The sequence below is a fragment of the Bacteroides zhangwenhongii genome (assembly GCF_009193325.2).
Taxonomy (GTDB): Bacteria; Bacteroidota; Bacteroidia; order Bacteroidales; family Bacteroidaceae; genus Bacteroides; species Bacteroides zhangwenhongii.
This window is the reverse complement of sequence record NZ_CP059856.1, coordinates 1464702-1487655: the sequence shown is the minus strand read 5'-3', so window position 1 is coordinate 1487655 and position 22954 is coordinate 1464702. Positions and strand designations below refer to the sequence as shown.

Below are 22954 nucleotides of genomic sequence, written 5' to 3'. Positions count from 1 at the left end.
TGGCTTCTTTCATTTCATAATATAGGGATGTAGACTTTTTAAATCATTATTATTATGTCCTTTTTCCGACTTTCGGGAAGAACTTTCAAGTCTGTAACTTTTCCGTCTTTCAAGGTTGCTTCTACTGTCGTTTCACCCGGTGCATGAAGCTTGAAATGTATATCCCATTCTTTAGGCCATGCGGGGAAAAGGAGTATTTGCTCACCATTAGTCTGCAATAGCATTTCTTGAAGTCCTATCATACCGCTACCTCCCCAGTTGTGATCGGGTGCCCAGTCATATCCCGGTCCCCAAAAAGCAGGAAAACGATGTGGACCGTTTGACAGTTTGGATAGGGCCAACCTTTTGGCTTCTTCGGTCAATCCCAGACAAGCTGCCCAAATGTTATCTTGTTTCCACCCGACATGAGAACGGAATCTGATTGCTTCCGGATCATAGAAATAAGTATTACGGGCTAATTCAAGATTTTCTTTTCCTACTCCGTAGATGCGCCAGGGAAATACAGGATACAGTTGCGGAGTTTCTACATTATTGATCCGTTCCCAGCTTGCAGCAGGAGAAATCGTTTGCTTCAGTTCGGGTGAAGCTGCGGGATTCAAGGAATCCTTGATTTCTATGTACCGCAATGGAATCGGAGGAATCGTTTTCAGCATTTCATCTTTCTTTCCATAATTTTCCAATACAGTCTTCAAAGCGGCAATTGTACTGCTGGCATTGTTAGTCATCTTATAGGTTTCACAGGCAGAGCCTGGAAACAGGACAAGATGTCCGTTACCATCCAGCGCTTTCCGTCCTCGACGGGAAGCAAGTTGGCGATAATGTTCGTCAAAGAATGTCAGCGAGCTTTCAATTAAAGGCAGATATGGAGTAATGTCTGCATTTGCATAATTCTTGGTTTCCAATATCATTTGACAGAATTCCAGTATAGTATCCCACTCATACTCCAGCCATGCATTATATTCCAGTCCTTTGTCAAACCATTCCGGACGTTTGAAGCCGTACTCCGCAGGATTAGGCAAACCATAGTTTTCTATTTGCTCACAGAAACATGCTCCATTGTGTTGCCAATATACTTGGGTACGGAGTTCTGCATTTTTCAGCATTCGGTTGTAGAAATCGAATTGGGAAGACATCATATCGAAGTCTCCGCTTTTCAACATCGGCCAGTATACAAGCCGCTGATTCTGTGCGGTCATTGTACCTCCTCCCCATTTACGGTAATCAGGAGTGAACGCCTGTTTTTCGTCTATATGACAGGGATCAAAGGTAAATAATCCACCATTGAATTTGGTCGGGACACTACCGTAAGCATTGCAACCTAGCATATAGCGGAAAAGAGTGTAGTTTCGGGTAATTTTTTTTATATCGCTATCATTTTTGTTTTCTGTATTTTCAATAGGTTCGATAAAGCTGCGTTGCCAAAAGGCATTCCACCACAGGCGAGTTTGTTTTTTATCCTGTGATACAATTTTTGACGAAATCTTTCCTTGTGGGGCTATTCTTTGCAGATTGATTTGCAAGTCTTGTTTCCATTGTTCTACTGTTGCCGTCTGTTCTGTGTGCAGGACGATACAGAACTGCTCCTTCCGGGAAGCTTTTGAGGAGCGAAAGTTCCAGGCACGGTAGTCTGTATCGGCATAGATACTATCTGTTGTACCTGTATATTCCAGATTATCCCCGAAAAGATAGCCACCGAAAGTCAGATGCTTTAAAGGATTCATCATTTGAGATTTGACATTTTCCATTCCTTGTTGCGCTACGGCAATGTCAAAAACTGTTTGTTCGGGATTACGGTGATAGAATAAAAGCAAGTTTCCTTTTTTTGTCATTCCTGGTAGTTTCCTTTTGGAAGATAAAGAAACAAAGTCGGCAGTGGTAACAGCTCCTTTCGGGGGTGCCCATTTGTAAGAGCATTGTTGCCCCTCTCCTTTTCTGATCATTCGTTCCTTATACCGCCAGTTCTCATAAGAGACTTCTGTCCGCAAAGGTTGTGCGTTGGTGATTTCCACATGGACTACCGGATGATAAACATCTGCCCACAACTGTATCTGTGTGCCTCCTGCCGATACTTCTACATACCCGTCTTTCAATTTCAGTTCCTGTCGGAAATCTTTTGCATCTTTGAATGGATTAGGAAACAGACGAATCCTAAAACGTCCTTGTTTCAGTTGGCAGTTATTTTCGTCGAATGTACCGCTACGACTCAGATAGAATAGTATATCACCTTCCTCTACCCATATATTCATGCCGATATCACCACCACCGCAGGGCATGGATTCGGAGGAATTCCGACTGGGAGTGTTCCAAATGACATTAGCATGCCGACTCCAAAGAGCTGACACGCTAACAAATACGAATAAGAGAACAAAAATGCGACGTAAATAATTCATAAATTTATCACTTCATTAGTTTGTTTCGTTCACCACAGTGTGGTGAGCGGGATCACCAATTGTCCGAACGGAAAGATCCCAAAGGCAGTCCGTCACAATAAACATCTCCTTCTACATAATTTTTGAATCCATAACGGACAGCTACCGGATGAGGAACTTTATCACTCTTTACCAGCATTTTACTGCGTTGAATCCATGCCTTTGCAGGATAGAACACTTTATCTTCTCCCGCCACTTCAAAATTCTGTGATTCAAAACAATCTTTACCGCTAATCCACATGTTGGCACGTTCGAAACTTACAATAACCGTATCATTCTTTATTTCGATACTTTTATAATAAGGACTTTCGCCATTTACTCCTTCTATTCCGTATGTCTTCGTCAGTGCCAGAAGCGCCAAACGTTCGCCGACTGTTTTTTTCTTTGACGGATGGATTCCTTTTTCCATACCTGCATCTAGCAATACTGCCATGCCACTGTTAGGCACACGATGTTCTACTTTTGCCTGCGCCTCCCGAAGATAAGCAGAATTTATCACTTCTTTTCCTTTTTCCGTAATAATTCCATAATCATAGGGAGCTATCTGACAATAATAGAAAGGGAAGTCGCCTTGTTTCCATTCGGCACGCCATCCGTTAATCAAGGTAGTAAACATATCCGCATACGTGTGTGCGCGATTCCAGTTATCTTCTCCCTGATACCAGATAACCCCTTTCATCGTCATGCCAATTAAGGGATGCAACATGCCGTTGTAGAGGACGGTCGGCGTCCGGTTTTTCGATTTGATATCCGCTTCGGACTGGGGTATCTTTGCGTCGGGGAACGCTTTCAGCCAGTCGGCTGTCATCCATGCCTCGCAAGCCGAACCGCCCCAAGCGGCGACCACCAATCCCACAGGAACATCCAGTATCTCATTGATTAATCTACCGAAATAATAAGCCGTCGCACTGAAATCGCGAACATTCACTGGTGTGGCTTCTTTCCATGTGCCGGTTACGTCCGTTTGCGGAGTGAAGGTAGAAGTACGTTTCACCGTAAACAAACGAATATTCGGATTCTTGCTACGAAGAATATCCATGTTGGCATTCTCTACAGGCTGATTCTTGAATCCTTTCATAGGCATTTCCATATTGCTTTGTCCGGAACATAGCCACAATTCGCCTATCAAGATATTATTTAATGTTTTTTTACTTCCATCGTTGAAAGTAATGAAATAAGGACCTCCTGCTTCGGGAGTGGAAACAGAAAGTTTCCATGCGCCGTTCTTGTCCGCTGTTGCCACATATTGTTTTCCATTCCATCCTGTAGTAACCGTTATTTTCTTATTAGGGGTGGCCGTTCCCCAAAGATTCGCTTTTGTCTGTTGCTGCATCACCATCCCGTCGGAGAATATAGCGGGCAGCTTTACTTCTGCATGTGCGCATAAGCAAACAGCCAATATAAAGCTAGCCAGCCATGTGCCTTTTTTAATTACTGAACTTCTCATCATTCTATTTATATAAGTTTTCAAAGTCTATCCTAATTTTCTATTGTCAATATGCCCAGTATACCTGCCGGAAGCAAGGTATCTTCTTGTTTTCGGTATTTGGCATTTGTCCAGATACCGTCATACGGTGCTTTTCCTTCGTCCATTCCTTTCAGCGCATTCGCCCACGTATTGGTGACTTCTATCTCCAGTTCGTTCGTTCCTTTTTTCAAAGCGGACATAATGTCAGCTCGATACGGAGCCGTCCAGACAGTCCCGCAATCTATTCCGTTTACACGAACCGTAGCCAGATTGCAGACTTTCCCCAGGTTCAGATACACGGGTTGTCCTTTCTTGAGTTTATCCTTCCAGCGGAAAGTGGCCTTATAAACGGCTGTTCCCGAATAATAACGGATCTGCTCGTCTTCTTCTTTACTCCAATCGAAAAGGTCTTTCCTGACCACAGTCTTTCCCGTAGCCAGAAATGTTACGGTATATTCTTCTGTTTCCAATGTCCTATTCAACGGTTCTCTCTTATCTGTTGATGTCCTCTCTTTATCGGCAGCTTCTTCTGTCGGAAAGACAATGAATACGGATTCATTCGGAGCCAACGTCAGCGTAACCTCTGTCCGCTTGCCGTGGATGTGATAAGAAGGATGAGTATTCATTTCCCCTGTTACCGGATTCCAACATTCGGGCTTTCTTCCATTGATACGCATACTTGCCGTAAACGTACGTGTTTCTTCCCGCTGATTGGCAACGAAATAAATATCACCGAGTTCGCCACTCCGATGCGTCCAAGAGATATCTTCCGGCACAATCATATCCCGTTCCAGTCCGTATGCCGAGAAATCTTCTTCTGTATAAGGAAGAGCAGGTACAATGACTCCCGCCGCTTTTAATTCATCCATCTTTTTCCGCACTTCCGGAGAAAGCACCGGCTTCGGATTCATAGGGCGTGAAAGCGGCAGGACGACCACCTTATAACCCATTCCCTCCGCCAACTTCATTCTGCCATTCTTCGCCTTTGCCAAACGGAGTAACGCATCCTTATTAAAACTGTCGTAAGCATATCCACGAAGCGGATTCACCCATTTTTCGGGATCAGCCATATTAGCGGAATGAGTGACGCCTACCGGACGCACACGCAAAGGTTGACCTTCATTCGCCAAACGAATACGTTCACTTTCTACCCGTTCCGTACCGAAAAGTCCCGGAAGTGAGGGAACCAACCGCTCCGGCAATACGGAACGTCGGGGAACCTCTTCTCCAGTAAACACAGCAATATCCGTTACCGGATGACCATATTGCAACAACGACTGGCAGCGGGTAGCATATTCGGAAAATGCTTTCGCTCCTTTATCCCACCAAGTCTGGTTACGTTGAAAGAAAAGTCCGATACCATCCAAAGTCATGCCCGGTTGACGGTCCAGCCAGGGATTATGTACGTAGACATGATAGAAAAGCCGGTTGATACCTAGCGCATAGTTACGGTCCAGCAATGCTTTCAACATAGCAGGATATTCGTCCCATGTTCCGCGCACTTCGGTGAATCCTTCTGCCTGAATAATATTCTTTCCATAGATATGCGCTCCGCTGATGGCATCGAGCATATCATTAGGTTTGTCATGGGTCGGACTGTTCAGCCAGAATTCTCCCATAGGAAGGTCTACTTTCTGATAATGCAGCAGACCGTCGCTTACCATAGTAGGCGCCACACATTCTGCCGAGAACTGGCAATCATATTCTTTGGCACAATCAGACAACACCTGATAGAATACATCCACTACCAGTTCAGCGATAGTCGTACGGACATCTCTCAGAATCTCTTCGCTACGTCCGGCACTCTCCATCGGAATGCCTGCCAACAAAGGCAAATAAGGCAGCAGGTCATACCCGCGACGTGTACGGAACTCCTTTGCAAAACTATCACTCCAATTCTGACTGCCACACTCCCAACTGTCTACGTGCATGTATTTCAGTACCCGACGTGCCACCTCCGGATGAGTCTTCACAAAAGCCTGTGCAAACCAGTTGTCAAACTGTTTCCGGACTGTCCGAGGATTGAACTTATCGCATTCCAGTCCTTTTCCTCCTCCGCCTGTTGCATTGGTATGTCCGGTAGCGGTATGTCCCATCCGCAGCAGTTTCCATTTCCCTTTCGGGAGAACAGCTGTGATTATTTTCTCTTTAGAATGACTAGCCGGGGCATTCTTATATTGTTCCGTCAGATTAATAACCTGTGAAAGGGAATAGCAATCCTCCTTTCCTATCTCCTCTTCACTGGTAGATTCAGCCACCCGCCATACCAGTCCGGCTTTTCCTTCCCACTGATTCAAACGGGCTTCCTGATGCAGGCGCAGTTGTTTGATCTTCAGATTAGGTCTCCATTTTGCGGCATCCATATCTTCACTTCCCGGTTCGCTTCCCTCGGGTGTCCAGTAGAAACGGAAATAACGGGCTGTAGTTGCGGGAATACTATGAGTAGAATTTTCATCTGTATTTTGCCATCCCTGACGGGCAGGGACTAGCTGTTTCACGAAACGATAATTTACGCTATCGTCACTTGCCATTACTTTCAGGCGATGTGCCTGATAATTATTGCCATTTAAAACGATTTCTATATTCCGGCAGGTAAAAGGCTGTTTATATTCATATTGAATATAGCATGGATACGAAGAACGGATAACGCCTGCCGCATCCATATTCACTGTTTGAGCAGATTTTACATTGTTCGCTGTTGCTAAGTTTACGCAAGTGATCTTTGCTGGCATTTCGTCTGCTGCATCCTCTACCGGTAAAGCAAATAGCGCAATATCTTCATAATAGTTTTCATAAGCTTCCGGCTGTGGCAGACGTAATGCATTGAGCTTTCCACCATCAACGATTGTATCACTCCAAACAACTTTCTGCATTGATTCTTTCGGAGTAATCCAGGGACCTCCCGCCAATGCAAAACCGTCACAAATATGCATTCCCAGTTTCAACCCTAAACGGTCGGCTTCCTCCATGCTGAAACGCACCATTTCCCACCATTCAGGAGTCAACTGCTGTGCCTTGCCGTTATATTGTGCACCTTCACTAACCCCTTTGATCGGCATCAGATAAGTACCTCCGAGTCCTGCATGTTTCATCGCTTCCAAATCGGCAGTTATTCCTTCTTTGGATACAGCACCATACATCCAGTACCAAAAGGTCCAAGGCTTCGCTTCGTCAGACGGATTCTGAAATTGGTCGCGAAGTGAGCGTGTTTGTTGTGCATCGACGGGACATACAACTGTCCATGCCAATAAAGAGAGTACAACAATTTGTTGTTTCAGTCGACTTTTCATTTTAATACTATATTTTTCTATAATGAAGACGAAAAAAGGACTTTTTTGTACTCGCTATTACTATAAATTCATGACTTATTGTCTCTATTTTACACAAAGCCAACGCTTTGCAAATATATAATATTTTTATTATTATATTTAAAGTAAAGTATAACTAATACTATACAGAATAATTGGAAAAAAGAAGGAACTTTCCTACCTTTGCTAATATTAATCATAGGATGATTATAGTAAGAAAGGAGAAAATTGTATGACCCTTAAAGAAAAACAATTGGAGTTCATCATATATTGTGTTGAAAATACTGCTGAACGATTGGGCCGTTATAGTCCATAAACTAAAGGAATTGGGTGCACTAGACGACTATATCAAGACTTTTTATGATACTTTGCACACGCAAGGAAAAACGTATATCGTTGATTCTTTATTGGAATATATCTATCATCGTGATCCGCAATGGTTACCAAAAGATTATAGACCTTTTCAAATATCTACAAACGAAGGAGGCAAATCATGTTAACCATTTATCATGGTTCTACTTGTCGTGTAGAGCAGCCATTAGAATATTCTGCATAAAGGGAATATTATCCGTTATTGTTTCACGATTTCCTCAATTCTCAATAACAGGTTAGGATTACTTGGGCGAGCACTAGAACCATAATCAACTATTTGTCCTTTTCTGTTTATCAAGATATAATATGGCAATCTATTAATTTTGAACTGTTTGGTAATCTTCTGATAATTCTCCAGTCCAATATAATCAGCGGCATAGACACATTCTATATCATGATTCTTCATCGAGTATTTATCTAAACACAATTTCCATTGCTTCTTGGTATCATTACCACCGGAACAAATGGAATAAATAATCAGATCCTTTGTAGAATATTGGCTGCGCAACTTCTTCAAGGGTTCCATTTCTGCCAAACAAGGCGGACAAGTTGTAGCCCAAAAATCGAGATAAATAACTTTGCCCCGGTTTTCTTCAAGTATCTTATATATACTCTCCATATACGACATTGGAGTTAACGTATTTGAACTTTCATTGTATTTACCATACAACAAATTATCAGAAACAGACTGTGGATTCTCCAAGAACGCTTTAGTTTGCCTGTACATTTGTGCTATTTGTCCCTGCAAATGAGGTATTTTTACGATGGAGTCAAACTGAGAACGCTTTCTTGAGAGGGAAATTGTATCATTAGCTTCGAGACTATTAGCTGTAACTTTAGTATATAAATATTGATTCAATTCATTTTCTCCTATTTCGGACATAATATCATCTATCGTTGGGTGTTTTTTGTTTTTAAGAACCATTCCTGTAGGAATATAATTTTCTATCCAATCGACTATATCAAACAAGCGGGCTGATAATATTCCCTTTTTATATAGTTTATTGATTTCAGGCAATAGCGTGTGATAACGTGCGAACTCTTTTCTTGTCCGATATTGACATTGGCTCGCATAAACCAGGATTGTATAATAATAATCCTGTTTCAGTAATTCCTCCGTAAGCATGACGACATCTTGCATAGGCTTGTATTTCTGCAAATATTCGGTCCTGCGTTCTAAACGTGTATTATATTCTTTCTTTAGCTCTGCTTCAAAATCCTCGACACTCAAATCATGCCTGATACCATAGTCACGCATATAATAATATCCGCTTTCTGTAAAAGCCAATATCTCTTGATTCAATTTTTCCGCATCACCTGTTACTTTAGGATGAAACATATCCTTGAAGTCAATCTCTACATGGATACTGTCACCCGGATGCACATATAAATGCTCTGCATAGTTACGAATAGAAACCTCCCGTATTTTAGCATAAACAGGAAAAGTAAAATAGAAAGAACCATCCTCTTGAATGGGAGTACGGTACTGATTTTCCATATCACTGAAAAATGAAATAATAAGTGTCAGTTCTTTTTCTTGTGGATAAAATTCACGGTTCAAAACTTTACCTGTGATAATAATCTCTTCAGCATATTCTTCCGAAAAATCATAAACGGTTTCTGTCTGATTGGAAATATCCGGTTGAAAGTTACTTTGCACTTTTTGCCGACAACTAATAAATAATATAAATATCGGCAAAAAAACGAATGGATAATGTTTCATTTTCATTGGACATTTTGTGTTTAATGAGAGTTCCGACACTATTGTCATAGATGAACAAAAGTAATAAAAATCGGCGAAAGACAACAGAAATTATAAAGAATGTGCCAAAAGAAGACGGATAATCCTCTTTTGGCACATTCTATGATTTGTATTTTTAATCTGCCTTCTTCGTAGTTATTCGAACCGGAAAACGATCCGTCCGGTTTGTGGACCATTTACCCATTTCGGTTGTGAGGAAGGACCACATAAATCGGTGGAGTTTACTTTATTACGTACCGGAGGAATCACATTCAGAAGAGAGATTCCACTCTCGGGAAGAGTATAAAGCAAACGGTCGCGACCATCACGAGGCTGATATATTCCGACATAAGCATTGGGAGTTTCGTTTGTTAGGCTGATAATGCCTTCTTTCGTCCGGATATTCATCCAGGAAACATCTCCAAAATATCCTTTGAATTCGGGATAAGTGAAAGTTTCACCAGGAATAGGGTCGTTATAGTCGTTTTCCCATACATCGTATTGCGTACCATGAATACGATTCTGCCATACACGATATGGTCCGGCTCCCAACCAGCGTTTACTGATTACCTGATCTTCCGGATAATCGAAACAAATACCCATTAAATCCACCACACCGGAGAAATTGTAGGTATAATCCAATACCAAATCCCCACTCGGGCTGATTGTCCATTGAGCTTTATCCAAATTACCCAGTTTGTAATTGGCGGTAACAATCAGATCACCGCCATCTTGTTTTACGTCCAGTTTCGTAAATACGGCAGCATCGGGGAATTCGCTGTATGTACGGTCTTTTTCTTTTGCTTTCTCATCATCATGGTTATAGAATTGATCCAATGAGCGGTCTGCACGACGGGCTCCAATGAAACGGGGACCATTGGCGAAACTAATTTTACGATTATCTACAGATACTCCTTTTAATTGTCCGTCTTTCTTTGAGAAGATGAACGTACGCTTGTTCGCTTTCACTGTGAGATCATTTTCAGTTTCCGTATAGGTAGGGCGGATGGATAAGAAGGAGATCGGTTCAGTTTGCTGGTTCAGTTTATCAACCGGGAAAGTCCAACGCCAAAGTTCATGACCGTATTTGTCAATAGCTGTCAGGTAAAGAGCATCTGTATTGGCGAGGATATTTGTTTTTATATCCAAGACACCTGCCGAATGAGCAGCCACGTCACTACCCTGCACTTCTCCTTCTTTCAACACTTGAGCAGCGGTATTAGAAGCATCCGTTGCCTGTGGAAATTTCACTTGTTTCCAAAGGAAACGACAGGTATTCAGATTCAGATAATCATAACGGTTTTCTACGGAGAATTTGCCGTCAAATTGCCTGTCGATAGAAGTATTCATAATCTGTATCGGACTCCATAACTGCTTGATAGTGTAGTAGCTACCCTCCTTTTCATGATGTGGTCCTACAATACCGTCTGCTCCAAAGTTTCCCTGATTATCAATGAAGCCATCCATGTCCACACGCTTCACTCCTTCATCTGCCAATACCCAAAGGAAACCACCGATACAACGGGGATGCTTGCGCATCATTTCCCAATAATCATATAATCCGGCACCATGACCGCCATCGTACAAACCATGCAAGAATTCTGTAGGCATAAAGATTTCCGGCAAACGCATATAGTTCTGGCTTTCTCCGTAAGAGCGGTAATGCATTGTTTCAAAACCGGAGAAATTGCCTTGCGGGTGAATAACCGGACGTTTCTGCGGGTCGTATTTATGAAACTCTCCGTCCAATTCGGTATTCCATCCTTTTTCATTACCATTGCTCCACCAGATAATAGACGGATGATTCACGTCACGTTCTATCATTCCCTCTATCAAGCGTACTCCGGTCGGAGTATCATATTTTCCATGCCACCCTCCTAACTCGTCCATAACATAGAGCCCGAGAGAATCACAAGCTTCCAGGAATTCGGGGTCTGCCGGATAATGACTTAAGCGGACAGCGTTCATATTCATGCTTTTAATCAACAGGACGTCCTCGATATTTTTTGCCTTACTTAACGTACGACCGCTTTCCGGACGGAAACTATGCCGATTGACACCCCGTACATTGATACGTACCCCATTTATGTAAAGTCCGTCACTCTCGTGTACTTCAATCGTGCGGAAACCGAAGCTCTCAGTTTCATAATGTAATACTTTACCGTTTTTATCAAGCAGAGAGAATTGAGCTTTGTAAAGATTAGGAGTTTCCGCAGTCCACAAAGCCGGATTGGAAACTTTCAATTGCAAAGATGTCCAATCTCCTCCTGTCTTCACCGGTACGGTGGTTTCTGCCAGTTTCTTGTTTTTATTATCCAGAATCTGAGCGCAGATACTCATTCCATCATTGGAAATATTACTGTAACAATTGGCACGGAAAGTTCCATCCATCTGTGCATCAATGGCAATGTGCCGCAAATTAATAGCAGGTTTTACTTCCAGGAATACCGGTCGGAAGATACCTCCGAAATTCCAATAATCAGCACGGCGCTCGGCTAGATTTACACTGGCATTTTCACTTTCTTTGGCTACGGTTACTTCCAGCAGGTTCTTTTTGCCATATTTCAAAAAGTCAGTGACATTATATGAAAAACGATAAAACGCCCCCTGATGTTTCGAGCCGACCTTTCGCCCGTTCACTTTGACTTCCGTATCCGTCATTGAAGCCTCGAATACAAGATTTACTTGTTGTCCCCGAAACTTTTCCGGTACTTCGAATTCATACTTGTACATACCTTTCTCGTCAGCAACACCTTCCGGAAATGGTTTACCATAAAAAGTAATTCCATACTGATAAGTGCCGAATCCTTGTAGTTCCCAACATGATGGTACACCAATCTTCGTCCATTTGCCGGAGTTACGTCCGTCGGTACAGAAGAAGTCCCATTCTACCATGTCATCACAACCACGACCGGAAAGGTACTGTCGTTCCGTCTGCGGAAGATTCTGGGCGGTCAAAGTAGTTGCTAACGCTAAAGTCGATAATAAAGCGGTTACTTTTCTCATTGTTATTCTTGTTATTTTATTTTAATAATGTCATAGTTTACTGATCCGTATATGTAAAGTGTGTTCCTTCTTTTCAATTGCATATTTTTTTAGAACACCCGGTCCACAACTGCTATTGCCCAATCCGAGTACAGCTGCATCCAGACTCAAAATAACTTCTGCACGCGGTTTCAAATAACAGTCGTGAGCTTCTTTGTAGAGATCCTGAGCAGTATAGTGCAAGGCGGATGCAGAAAAAACATTTTCCACCGCATCAATGCGAATACCTTTGTTGCGCTTATTCGTCAAGGTAAGATAACGTACTTCCTCTTTGTTACCGCTATCCTGTGGACGTGGATAATGTACATATTGTTCATCTACCGTTCCTTTCCATAGCCCTATGGCAGCAGAAGTCTTACGATCCGGATAATTGTCTTGTGGTCCTCTTCCATACCACGTAAATGTATTATAAGCAGGTGCTATGCCGAATGCAATTCCTAAACGAGGCAATTCGGGCAATGTCCCTTGTGGCATAAAACTTGATTTCAAATCAATTGTCCCATCCGAACAAATAGTATAGATGGAGGTTGTCGTCACTTTTCCCTCTTTATATAAATTATTTGTTCGTACTCGGACTACTACCGCACCGTCCGGACGTACTTCGTGACTGAAAGACTCCATGCTGACCTGCGGATTGTCCATCTTATGTAATTTCCAATCTTTAGCCAACCAATTTCCAAAGCTTTTATCATTGTCTGTCGGAGCACGAAAAACCTGTGTTGACGGTTGAATAGGATAATCATCGGAACTGTGTAACATCTCTTTTCCATTATAGATAAGGGAAGTCATCGTTCCTGTTTGAGTTTTCTTCCATTGAACGGAAAAGTCACGTCCACTGACCGTGAAAAGCCGGCCATCCTCTTTTATCTTTAACCTTCCTTTATTTACAAGATCAGTTGAGATTAAATCTCCTTCCTGCAGGCAGAACTGTTCCCAAGCGACCTCGTGTCCTGCTTTAGCCCAAAGAGCATCGGATTTTAGGACGATACTTACCTTTAATCGATAGTCGGAAGCAGGATTTGTCATGCTGTTCCGTGTTCGTTTCCTGTTTAAAGAACTCTCACCTGATAATGAGCGGAAAGTCGGCAAATCTATCGTCTGACTCCCTCCGGGAGCTATTTCCGGTAAGGTAATTTCTCCCTGCTCTTTCTGCTTTCCATCGATTGACACAGTCCATAGGCAACGATATTGAGACAAGCCGGTGTGGTGATTCCGGTTCGTCACTTTCAGTTTCCCGTTTTCCATTTTTAGTTCGACGGGTGCATACACTTTCTTTACTTCCCAATATTTAGGCGTAGTTTCACGCTCGCTCATCAGCAATCCATTAAAGCAGAACGCTTTTAAATTCGGTTTATCACCAAAATCGCCACCATAAGCCACCATGGTACGGCCATCCGGTAAAGTTTTGTAGATTCCCTGATCTACCCAATCCCATATAAAACCACCCAGCATACGGGGATTACTATATATCTCATCCCAATATTCCTTGAAATTTCCCAATGCATTTCCCATGGAATGTGCATATTCACTTGTCATTACCGGACGGTCGTCATTGGTGCGTTCCGCAATCTCCAGCAACCGTTCCCAACGTGCATTTTCAGCGCGTTCTTTATCTTCTCCTTCGGCAATACCGGGATTCAAGTATTCTTGTTTCACCCGGGTATAAAAGCGGCTGATAACATCGATAGTTTTCGGGTCAGGATCGCCATCCACTCCCTGTGCTCCTTCATAATGTACAGGACGAGTCGGGTCAAAATCATGCAGCCATGCAGAGATAGCGGCGAAGTTCGGTCCATAACCACTCTCGTTTCCCATGCTCCACATGACGATGCTTGGATGATTCTTATCACGCTCCGCCATACGAACTGCACGGTCCATAAATGCTGCATGCCAGTCGGGAGTGCTTGCCAATGTTCCGCGCAATCCATGTTCCTCTATATCCGCTTCGTCCATTACATACAGTCCCAAGCTGTCGCATAACTCATACCAACGGCTGACGTTCGGATAATGACTGGTGCGTACTGCATTTATATTCGCCTGCTTCATTAAAAGAATATCCTGAAGCATTCGTTCCTCGCTCATGACACGTGCCGTTCGGGGATCATGTTCATGGCGATTTACTCCACGAAAACGAACCGGACTGCCATTCACCAACAGTTGTCCTTTGTTGATTTCTACAGAACGGAAACCCACAGCTTGTTCTATCTGTTCCAATACTTTTCCTTCCTCATTTTGCAAGGTTAAGTGCAGCTTATAAAGATAGGGCGTTTCTGCCGTCCATCTTTCCGGTGATTTTATAACGGCTGATAAACGTCCCATTTTACGAGGTCCCCGTTGCGGATACCATTCATTCATCCGGCTTGCTTTATGCTCCAAATCAAGTATATCTTCCACATCGCCTTTCAATGCAACAATTTCTTTGCCTGAAGCATCTTTTAATACTCCTTGCAGAATATAACCTTTACCGGTCATTCCTCTATACACACTGAATTGCGGATCAATCTGCAAAATAAAGTCTTTATAATTACCGGCAGATGCAGGCAGAGTGCGTATAGCATAATCACGGATACGAATGTCCGGAGTATGTATCAGGTGAATACTGCGGTGAATACCTCCAAAACGCCAGAAATCCTGATCTTCCAGATAGGAACCGTCACTATATTGGTAAACTTCCAATGAAATCTGATTTTCTCCGGATTTCAGATACTCCGTGACGTTAAATTCACTCGGTTCCATACTGCCTTGGCTATACCCTACCCGTTCGCCATTGATCCAAACATAAAAGGCACTCATTACGCCCTCAAACCGTAGAAAAGTCTGCCCATTTGCTTCCCATCCGGCTGGCAAAACAAATGTACGGCGATATTGTCCGACAGGGTTTCGTTCTTTATACGTGGTATAGTCAGTTTTGGGTTCTCCCATCACTCGCGGGGGATCTATTTTGAACGGGTAACCTGCTGAAACATAAATAGGCGTACCATATCCGTTCACTTCCCAGTTTGCCGGAACAGGAAAATCTGTCCAGCTTTTATCATCAAAGTTTATCTGATAGAAATTCAGGACCCTTTCATTGGGAACAGGAGTCCAACGGAATTTCCAAGTTCCATCCAAAGACATTGAACAGTCTCCTTTCTGTATAGAGAAAGGGATAAAAGCGGCTCTTGCCGGTTCACGATTAATCTGAAGAACATGATGATTCTCCCAATCATGTATTGTTTGTGCCTGTATTGGGCTAACAAACAAGACACCAAGCAGTAATGTATATATTTTCATTCGTTCTTTTTTATTGAATATCCAACGCATCAAAAGCGAGCCCATCCATATTTTCTGCCGAAAGTAAGACTTTATAATGTCCGGCATTGATAAAGGTTCCGGTAGTGGTGCTCATCATCTTCCATTTATCCGGTGTCTCCGGGAAGGTCAATACATCCTCTTTCAATACCACTCCTTTCGAATCTATGAACTTCATGATGACAGGCATTGGTTTTCCGGTAGTATTCATGTACTTAAAGCGAAGCGCATACACTTGAGCCAATCCGGTAGAAACATTCCATTCAATGCTGTTCCCTTTTCCTTTACCAAAAAATACTCCCATCTGTTTACGATGTTCTTTCTTTTGGAATTTACCTTTTAGTGTAGCTGTTTCCGCTTCGTATGATATACTGACACGGGCGTTCTTGTCTTCAGGAAGCAACTCTTTTGGAGTCTTTTCCATCACTTCTTTATCTGCCTTTTCCCAACTCCAATCGGATGCTGGGAATACCGTCGGTTTCAGTTCCTCATTTGTGGAAGCAATAGCGATACCCGAAATCAAGGCTTGACCAGCTTTTACTTCCGGGAAATTAATTCTCAACATTCCCCCTGTTACTGTGGCATATACCACCTTCTTGCAAACTCCGTCATGACCACTTTCTGCCCAGATATCCAAGTCGTCTAATACGACAGAATCATTCACGGCAACATCGAAGATACGCAGCCCTTCACAGTCGGTAGAAGCACTTCCGCCTGTGCCATGCCAGGGTTCTGTGAAATACAGTTCAATGCGATAGGTTCCATCTGCCACAGGGAAACGATATTCCAACTGATGACGCCCGAAACGGAAATGTTGGAATAACTTCCAGTCACGAGTGCCACGAATCGGATCATTGGTAGTACGTTGGCTGGCAAGATATGGATTCAGATCCTTGAAGTTTTCTGCCCATGAATGGGAATAGTTCGTATTATCCTGCAACCACAACTGTCCGAAACTATCCGTATAATCATCTCCTCCGCAATTTAGACGATATAGATAATTATATCCTGCCTCTCCTTTCAATATTTTTTTATCGTCCTGATAAAGAAGTTCGAAATTCGGGGCCTGTTCCAAACCTTTAAACACAATCAGGTCTTCCGCTACCGGTTTACCTTTATAATATCCCACAGCACGAAGTACGTTATAGCGAATATCCCGGTTTTCCCACATAAAATGAGTGCCCGCTCCATTGTTTTTTTTACGTCCGAGGAAGGTTGCCTTTTCATTTGTCATATCATTGTAAAGCAACACTGAATCACAATTACTGTAAGCCTCTATAGTAGCACGGCGACGTCCTTTCTCAAAACGGTCAGCCCATGTATGGGATACGAGATAGACCATCGGATCTTTGGCTGCGGAAACATAGTTGGCACGATACATATAATACACATCCAACGGTTCTTCCCACGGAGTAACCAATCCTTTGTAATTGAACGGACCGACTTTATCTATTTGGCGATATGCTTCATCCGGTTGGCGACGTCCGGGATTGTCATGGCTGCTGTATATCCACTGAAACTGTCCGCAAACACTATCTTTAACCTGCTCCGCCAAACGGATTTTGGTTTCCATCAACTGGCACATACGGTCTTCACTCCACACATCATTCACTTGGAAATCTCCCGGTTCCGTATGTAAACCGATGCTTCTCCATGCTCCATATTCCCCATTCAATAATTGGTTAGCTTGAGAAAGTTCCTGACTATATTTAGTCACATCTCCCCCATACGTACCGCTCCAATTCTGAATCACATTCCAGTCTGTACCTTCACCGCCATTACAAGTTGTAATGACACGCATTGTCTTTGCAGTCGGGTCCATCTCACGAATAATATCACTGCATTCCTGTGCAAATTCACGAGGTAAAGTACTTTCATTCTGTAATCCCCACATTACCACTGAAGGAGAATTGCGACGTTCTTTCACCCATTGACGAAGTAACTTTTTGAAGTTCTCGCGAAACTCCGGAGTATCATACCATACATGAGCAGATAATTGTGTCCAGAACAGGATTCCCTCTTCATCCCAATACTTCTGATAGTCGAGATGATGGGGCTGATGAGCATCCCGGAATGCATTAAACCCGGCCGCACGTATCTGTTTTACTCTTGCAACCACCTGTTCATTGCTGAATGCATGGCTCTGTCCAAACTGATGTTCGTACTCGCATACCCCATTAATAAACACCGGTTTTCCATTCAGGTAAAAACGTCCGTCTCCATCATTCCGTTTGACCGGCCAGCTAATGGTACGGATACCAAACGGTGTTGAAATCTCATCCGTAGTTTTTGCATCACGTTTAATCATACTGGCTAGTTTATAGAGATATGGATTTTCTGTATCCCACAAAACAGGTTTCTCGACAGGAGCTTGCTGGCGAACGACTTTCATTTCTCCCGGAGCCAAAGTTACTTTCTCCACCAAACGGAACACTTGTTTTCCATCGGCATTGCTTAGTTTATTAACCAACTCTATCGTTTCTGTTGCCTTACCATAATTCTTAACCTCCGTTTCAACAAATACGTTAGCAGCCTTTTCATCATTCCAGATGTGTACACCAAAAGGTTCTATACGAATTTCATCGGTCACCTCCAGCACCACAGGACGGAAAATACCGAAGGGCTGTGACCCTTCACTGAATCCCCATTCCGATGAACATCCACCACATACCCAAGGCATATCGGCAATCATTTCCGGATGCTCGGCTTTTACTTCCAGACGATTTGTTCCCTGCTTCATTGCATCTGTAACGTCCAAGGTTAATGTAGTACGTCCAACAGGATGACGTCCGAAGTCCGTTCCGTTTACTTTAATGGTAGCGTATGTACCCACTCCATCAAAACGAAGGAAATATCGTTTCCCGGATTTTATATCGACGGTGAAGTCTTTCACATACATGGCAGTTCCATGCATATTTCCATGTGTCAACTGGCGATATCCATAATAATCATCCCAATTATGAGGGATATTCACCGTCTTTGCAAGCATCATAAAATTACCTTTCAAATGAGTCGCCTCTGTAATCCAAGTCTTCCAACCCTCATTCAATGTAATGATTAACCGCCGATTTTTAATTTCCGGTTTCGGAAAGCGAACCGCCGAACGTCCCATCGGTTTACTGGTAGCGATGGCAATGCCACGTTGCTCTGCGTTATTTACCGCACAATAGAAATGATAAACCACTCCATCATGCTTTACCACATAACTCTTATGAGCAAACAATTCATCGTAGTTCTTGGAAGGGATAACCAGGTCGGCTCCTTTCCAGTCAGTCCAGTTCACCAAATCATAGCTGGCGGCAAACGTATTGAATGCCTTATATTTACGCGAAGGTTCAAAAGCAGAGAAATAGAACATCACATACACATCTCCCATCTTCTGGATATGTGCATCTCCCGTAATCGTTCCATCTGCTTCATGTGCAAAGACCGGATTTCCCGGATAACGTTTCCAGGTTTTCATATCCTTGGAAAGAGCGATGCCGACACGTTCTCCTTTTAAATCCGTTTCCGGATGACGGCCACCTGCATTGTAATACATCACAAACGGAGCGCCCAATGTTTTATCCTTATCCCAATAAACAGTACTCTTATATTGAGTCAGTTTCTCCCACCATTGGGCATCTTTATCATGGATGCTCAAGATCGGTTTGTCCAGAGATTCCCATTCGTGGGCAGTGGAAATATCTCCTTTTGTTGATGCCAGTCCGATGTAAAGCGGAGCTTTCACTGCTTCGTAGCCGGTGCCTTCGCCACCGATATATGTCATCCAATGGCGGCCTTTATAAGTTTGAAGTTCATAGCTTCCACCCCATTCCATATCCGGTAATGCAGGAAAGCCGCCACGCTGGTTACAGTCCCATTTTCCATCCCGGTAAGAAAGAATTCGTCCTAATGTACGCCATTCAAGCAAATTGTCGCTTTCCGCTATCCATGTCTCGTATCCGCGTCCGTCCGTTCCACTTTTACCGTTATAGATGACGTAGGTCATCAACCACTTGTCTCCCTGACGGAAAACGGTAGGGCAATCGATCTTATGATGATTGTCTGCCGGTGCGATGGCAAGACCGTACTTATACGGTGTCTTCACCTCCTCATAAATCTGCTCCATCCGTTCCTGCGGAACTTCGCGTTGCGCATACAGAGAAAAGGTAGTGGTTATACTAAAAACAGCCAGCAATAACTTTTTCATGATACTTTTTCTAATCGTTTAATACTTAAATAATGCATAACCATTAAATGATAATTTATTTTTCACTACAGAGGACACGGAGGACACAGAGGTTTACTATTTTTATTCACTATAAAGTAACAAAGAGTCTTACGTATTTATAATCGTATTTATCGCTCTGTTTTACTTACGGAAAGAGAGAGAGAGAAGAACTCTGTGTCCTCCGTGTCCTCTGTGGTGAAATATTAGTAAAATAACCAATCCATTGTTTCTTCATCCCCGGCAAGTCCGGCATTACGCACCTTCATCTCTGCAGCAGTAAATCCTAGCACTTGCAGATAACCTTTGGGTAACATCAGCGTATGCTTTCCGGCCGGAAAACTATATGCATGTACATTTGCCAAAGGCATTCCGTTGATACGGACAGCATTCGTCAACACAGGTTCCGCCTGACCGTAATCATTGGCTGATGCATCGATTTCCAGTTTCGGAGCCTTTGCATACTTTTTCTGGTCATCTTTGAAATAGGCTACTAATAATTTCACCGGAGCATCTGTTTCGAAAGTGATACTCGTGCCTTTCTCTCTCTGCTCGTTTCCATTGAAACGAAGCGCTTTCATTCCTTTCAATTCAGGAGCTACTGCTTCTATCTTACCCGGAAGATCGACAAATAAAGAAGTACCCTCCTCCACTTTCACTGCCGGATAATTAGAGATCAGTTTTACGTTTGCAGGAGCCCAGGCAGCAATCTCTACAGTTTCAGCCACCGCATTTCCATTCTGTTTTTCTTTCAACAGGGCGAGATTAGCTTTGAAGTTCTCCAATTCTTTTTCGTAGTGTACCAGCAATTCTTTCCAAGTCTTATTCTTTCCATCATCTCCACCGATAGGAATACGACGTTGAGCTGTCTGCATACTGTTGGCATACAAGTAATGTTCGTCCGTCAATTCCACCAATTTACGATAATGCTCCAGGCTTTGTTCCATCAAAGGAATAGCTTCTTCAAGGTTTTTGATGTCTTTGCCCCATTGATAATCCAATACCAGCTTGGCGGCTTTCACTTTCAGGTTGAACGCATACGCAAATTCACGATAACAATGCATATCATTTTGCAAACGGGCAAATTCGTCCTTATTTGAAGATACGGAGGCGGCCGCCTTATCAATAGCCGCTACTGCCTTATCCCCGTGCTCTATTACTTGAGCAACAATATCCAAAGGCATTTCACCTACATGAGGTTGCTTTTTCCATTCTTTCTCCACATATTCTATCAGCTTCTCCCCTTCCGGTCCGCAACTTTCATAGAATCCCGGATAGATGGTATATTTATATGGATTGACAAGTTGGCTCATAAACATACCCAGCAATAATGTCTGGCGATTTCCCTCTGTGATACCGAAACGACGCAATAGCTTCGGAGCAATCTCACCACTTTCTTCATAAGCTATGCGGATATTGCTTGCATTTTCGTCAGATGTTCCGTAGAATTTACCTAACTGATGGTTCCAGTAGCCCATCTCATCTGTACGATCCCGGTGGCAATTCCATGCATAACGTCCCCACGTCTGATACCAAATCCAGTCACGATCCAATTGGAACTCACGTTCGTTGTTCGGCAATTTATCAGCCGTATAGGGCCAATCCCAATAAGAAGCCTGCGGATAAAGATGCAGCGCATTGGCACCATGTACATTGTGTATGGCAGTTACCGCTTTCTGTACGAAATCCGGAGAGCCCCAACGGAACGGTTCCAGATTGGCCAAGATATGTACGTTACTGATATGGATGGAACCCAATGAACTCAAATCCGTATGTATTTTCGACCAAGGGCCACGAGGTTCGTAAGTTGTCAACGATTCGCCATTATATTTATGCATCGTATAAAGATTCTTATAAAGCGGCAATGCAGCATCCATCACCAGTTTGCAGTCCGTGTCGTGTGCACGCAACAAAAGAGGCGGTTCATCCATACGTCCCAATGCCTGTAATCCGTCTTTCACTCCGGGAATAATTGTTTTTGTAAACCATTCCACATCATCCTCTACCGTACACATCGCTTCACCCAGGCAAACAAGTAGTCCTACATTGGGATATTTTTCTATGAAAGCGGCAATACTCTTGCGTGTATAATCGGCAATCAAAGGAGTAATAGGACGATTACGATCCTGTGTTTTCAGCCCGTAATGTTCAGCAAAAGGTTTGGAAAGAATAATATTATAAAACATCTGTATCACAAAGATACCGCGCTTGTCCGCTTCTTCTGTGAGAAAAGAGAACATTTCTTCATTCTTTTTGAATGTTTCTTCATCTACTTCCAGTGCAAACGGATAATCTTCCAGTTTCACCAAAGAAGCAAACGGATGCCCATTCCAGAGATACAATGAATTCATGCGATTGGCAACCAGCATATCCAAATATTTAATCCACTGTTCTTTATCATAAAACCAGGGGAAACTTTCCGGAGTATACGGATATTCATATACACCATGTCCCGGCAGGTAGGTCATCTTCTGTAATCCTACACAAGCCCCACGCAATACCATTTCAGGACCGTCTTTTAATTCTTCCGGGAAATTCAACCGACCATCCGAATCATTCACACGGTCTATCAGTTCGCGACATCCGTAAATGACGCCACTCCCATCTCTGCCGGACACTCTGGTCAGATTGCCGGTTGTCGAAATGTGAAAACCTTCTTTCTTGAGTGTCGTGTCATTCACTTCCGTCAGCAAGATTGTTTTGATTTCGGGATCGGAGAATGTAGTGTCTCCCTGCTGCATCATTACCTGATAACCGGCTTTATCCAAGGTAGCCTGTAACTGCTCCGCACCAAACAAAACACGATTTGACGCATCTGGCGGAGTCATAATCTTCACGGTTTGCCTGCCACACGCTGCTAAAAAAAGTGTGCATGCCGCAAACATGAATAATCTGGTATTTTTCATTCTTCTGATATATATTATAGATTATATAATTCACTTCTTAACTAAGAAGAAGACGAAATAATCCCCCGTTTGTACTCATTTGTCTGTTTTTTCAATTAAAGTATTATTTATGGTATTGTACGTATGGTATTTAATGAATTGCTTGTTTTTTGATTTTGGTATGGATCGTAAATCCTTTTTATCA

At 42.9% G+C, this 22954-nt stretch carries 8 protein-coding genes and 1 pseudogene; 1 reads left to right on the top strand and 8 read right to left on the bottom strand.

Annotation, left to right across the window (positions count from 1 at the left end; all coding sequences use genetic code 11):
• Window positions 1-38: 38 nt before the first annotated feature.
• The 3 genes from GD630_RS05865 to GD630_RS05855 are packed head-to-tail and all read right to left on the bottom strand — an operon-like array spanning window position 39 to window position 7187.
• Entirely contained in the window at window positions 39-2390 is a 2352-nt protein-coding gene (locus GD630_RS05865; RefSeq protein ID WP_143865973.1) for a DUF5703 domain-containing protein, read from the bottom strand.
• 52 nt (window positions 2391-2442) lie between these two features.
• A complete protein-coding gene (locus tag GD630_RS05860; protein ID WP_143866124.1) occupies window positions 2443-3876 on the bottom strand; it encodes a sialate O-acetylesterase in 1434 nt (477 codons plus the stop codon).
• A 32-nt stretch (window positions 3877-3908) separates the two neighbouring features.
• The gene (locus GD630_RS05855; RefSeq protein WP_143865971.1) at window positions 3909-7187 is read right to left on the bottom strand and encodes a glycosyl hydrolase; all 3279 of its coding nucleotides are present in this window, start codon (window positions 7185-7187) and stop codon (window positions 3909-3911) included.
• A gap of 250 nt (window positions 7188-7437) precedes the next feature.
• Between GD630_RS05855 and GD630_RS05850 the strand changes: the two are divergent.
• Window positions 7438-7705, top strand: a pseudogene (locus GD630_RS05850) (DUF3791 domain-containing protein).
• Window positions 7706-7776: 71 nt separating this feature from the next.
• On the opposite strand, the gene GD630_RS05845 reads toward GD630_RS05850, so the two are convergent.
• The 5 genes from GD630_RS05845 to GD630_RS05825 all read right to left on the bottom strand — a co-directional run bounded on the left by GD630_RS05845 (window position 7777) and on the right by GD630_RS05825 (window position 22770).
• Entirely contained in the window at window positions 7777-9300 is a 1524-nt protein-coding gene (locus tag GD630_RS05845; protein WP_143866123.1) for a TlpA family protein disulfide reductase, read from the bottom strand.
• A gap of 174 nt (window positions 9301-9474) precedes the next feature.
• Window positions 9475-12324 (bottom strand): glycoside hydrolase family 2 protein, encoded by a 2850-nt coding sequence (locus tag GD630_RS05840; RefSeq protein WP_143865969.1) that lies wholly within the window; start codon window positions 12322-12324, stop codon window positions 9475-9477.
• A 30-nt stretch (window positions 12325-12354) separates the two neighbouring features.
• Window positions 12355-15636 carry a glycoside hydrolase family 2 TIM barrel-domain containing protein gene (locus tag GD630_RS05835; RefSeq protein WP_143865968.1) on the bottom strand — a complete coding sequence of 1094 codons (3282 nt, stop codon included), beginning with the start codon at window positions 15634-15636 and terminating at the stop codon, window positions 12355-12357.
• Window positions 15637-15646: 10 nt separating this feature from the next.
• A complete protein-coding gene (locus GD630_RS05830) occupies window positions 15647-19846 on the bottom strand; it encodes a beta-d-glucuronidase/beta-L-arabinofuranosidase (protein ID WP_143865966.1) in 4200 nt (1399 codons plus the stop codon).
• A 224-nt stretch (window positions 19847-20070) separates the two neighbouring features.
• On the bottom strand, window positions 20071-22770 hold the full coding sequence (locus GD630_RS05825) for an alpha-d-galacturonidase (protein WP_182505717.1): 2700 nt from the start codon (window positions 22768-22770) through the stop codon (window positions 20071-20073).
• Between the last annotated feature and the right edge of the window lie 184 nt (window positions 22771-22954).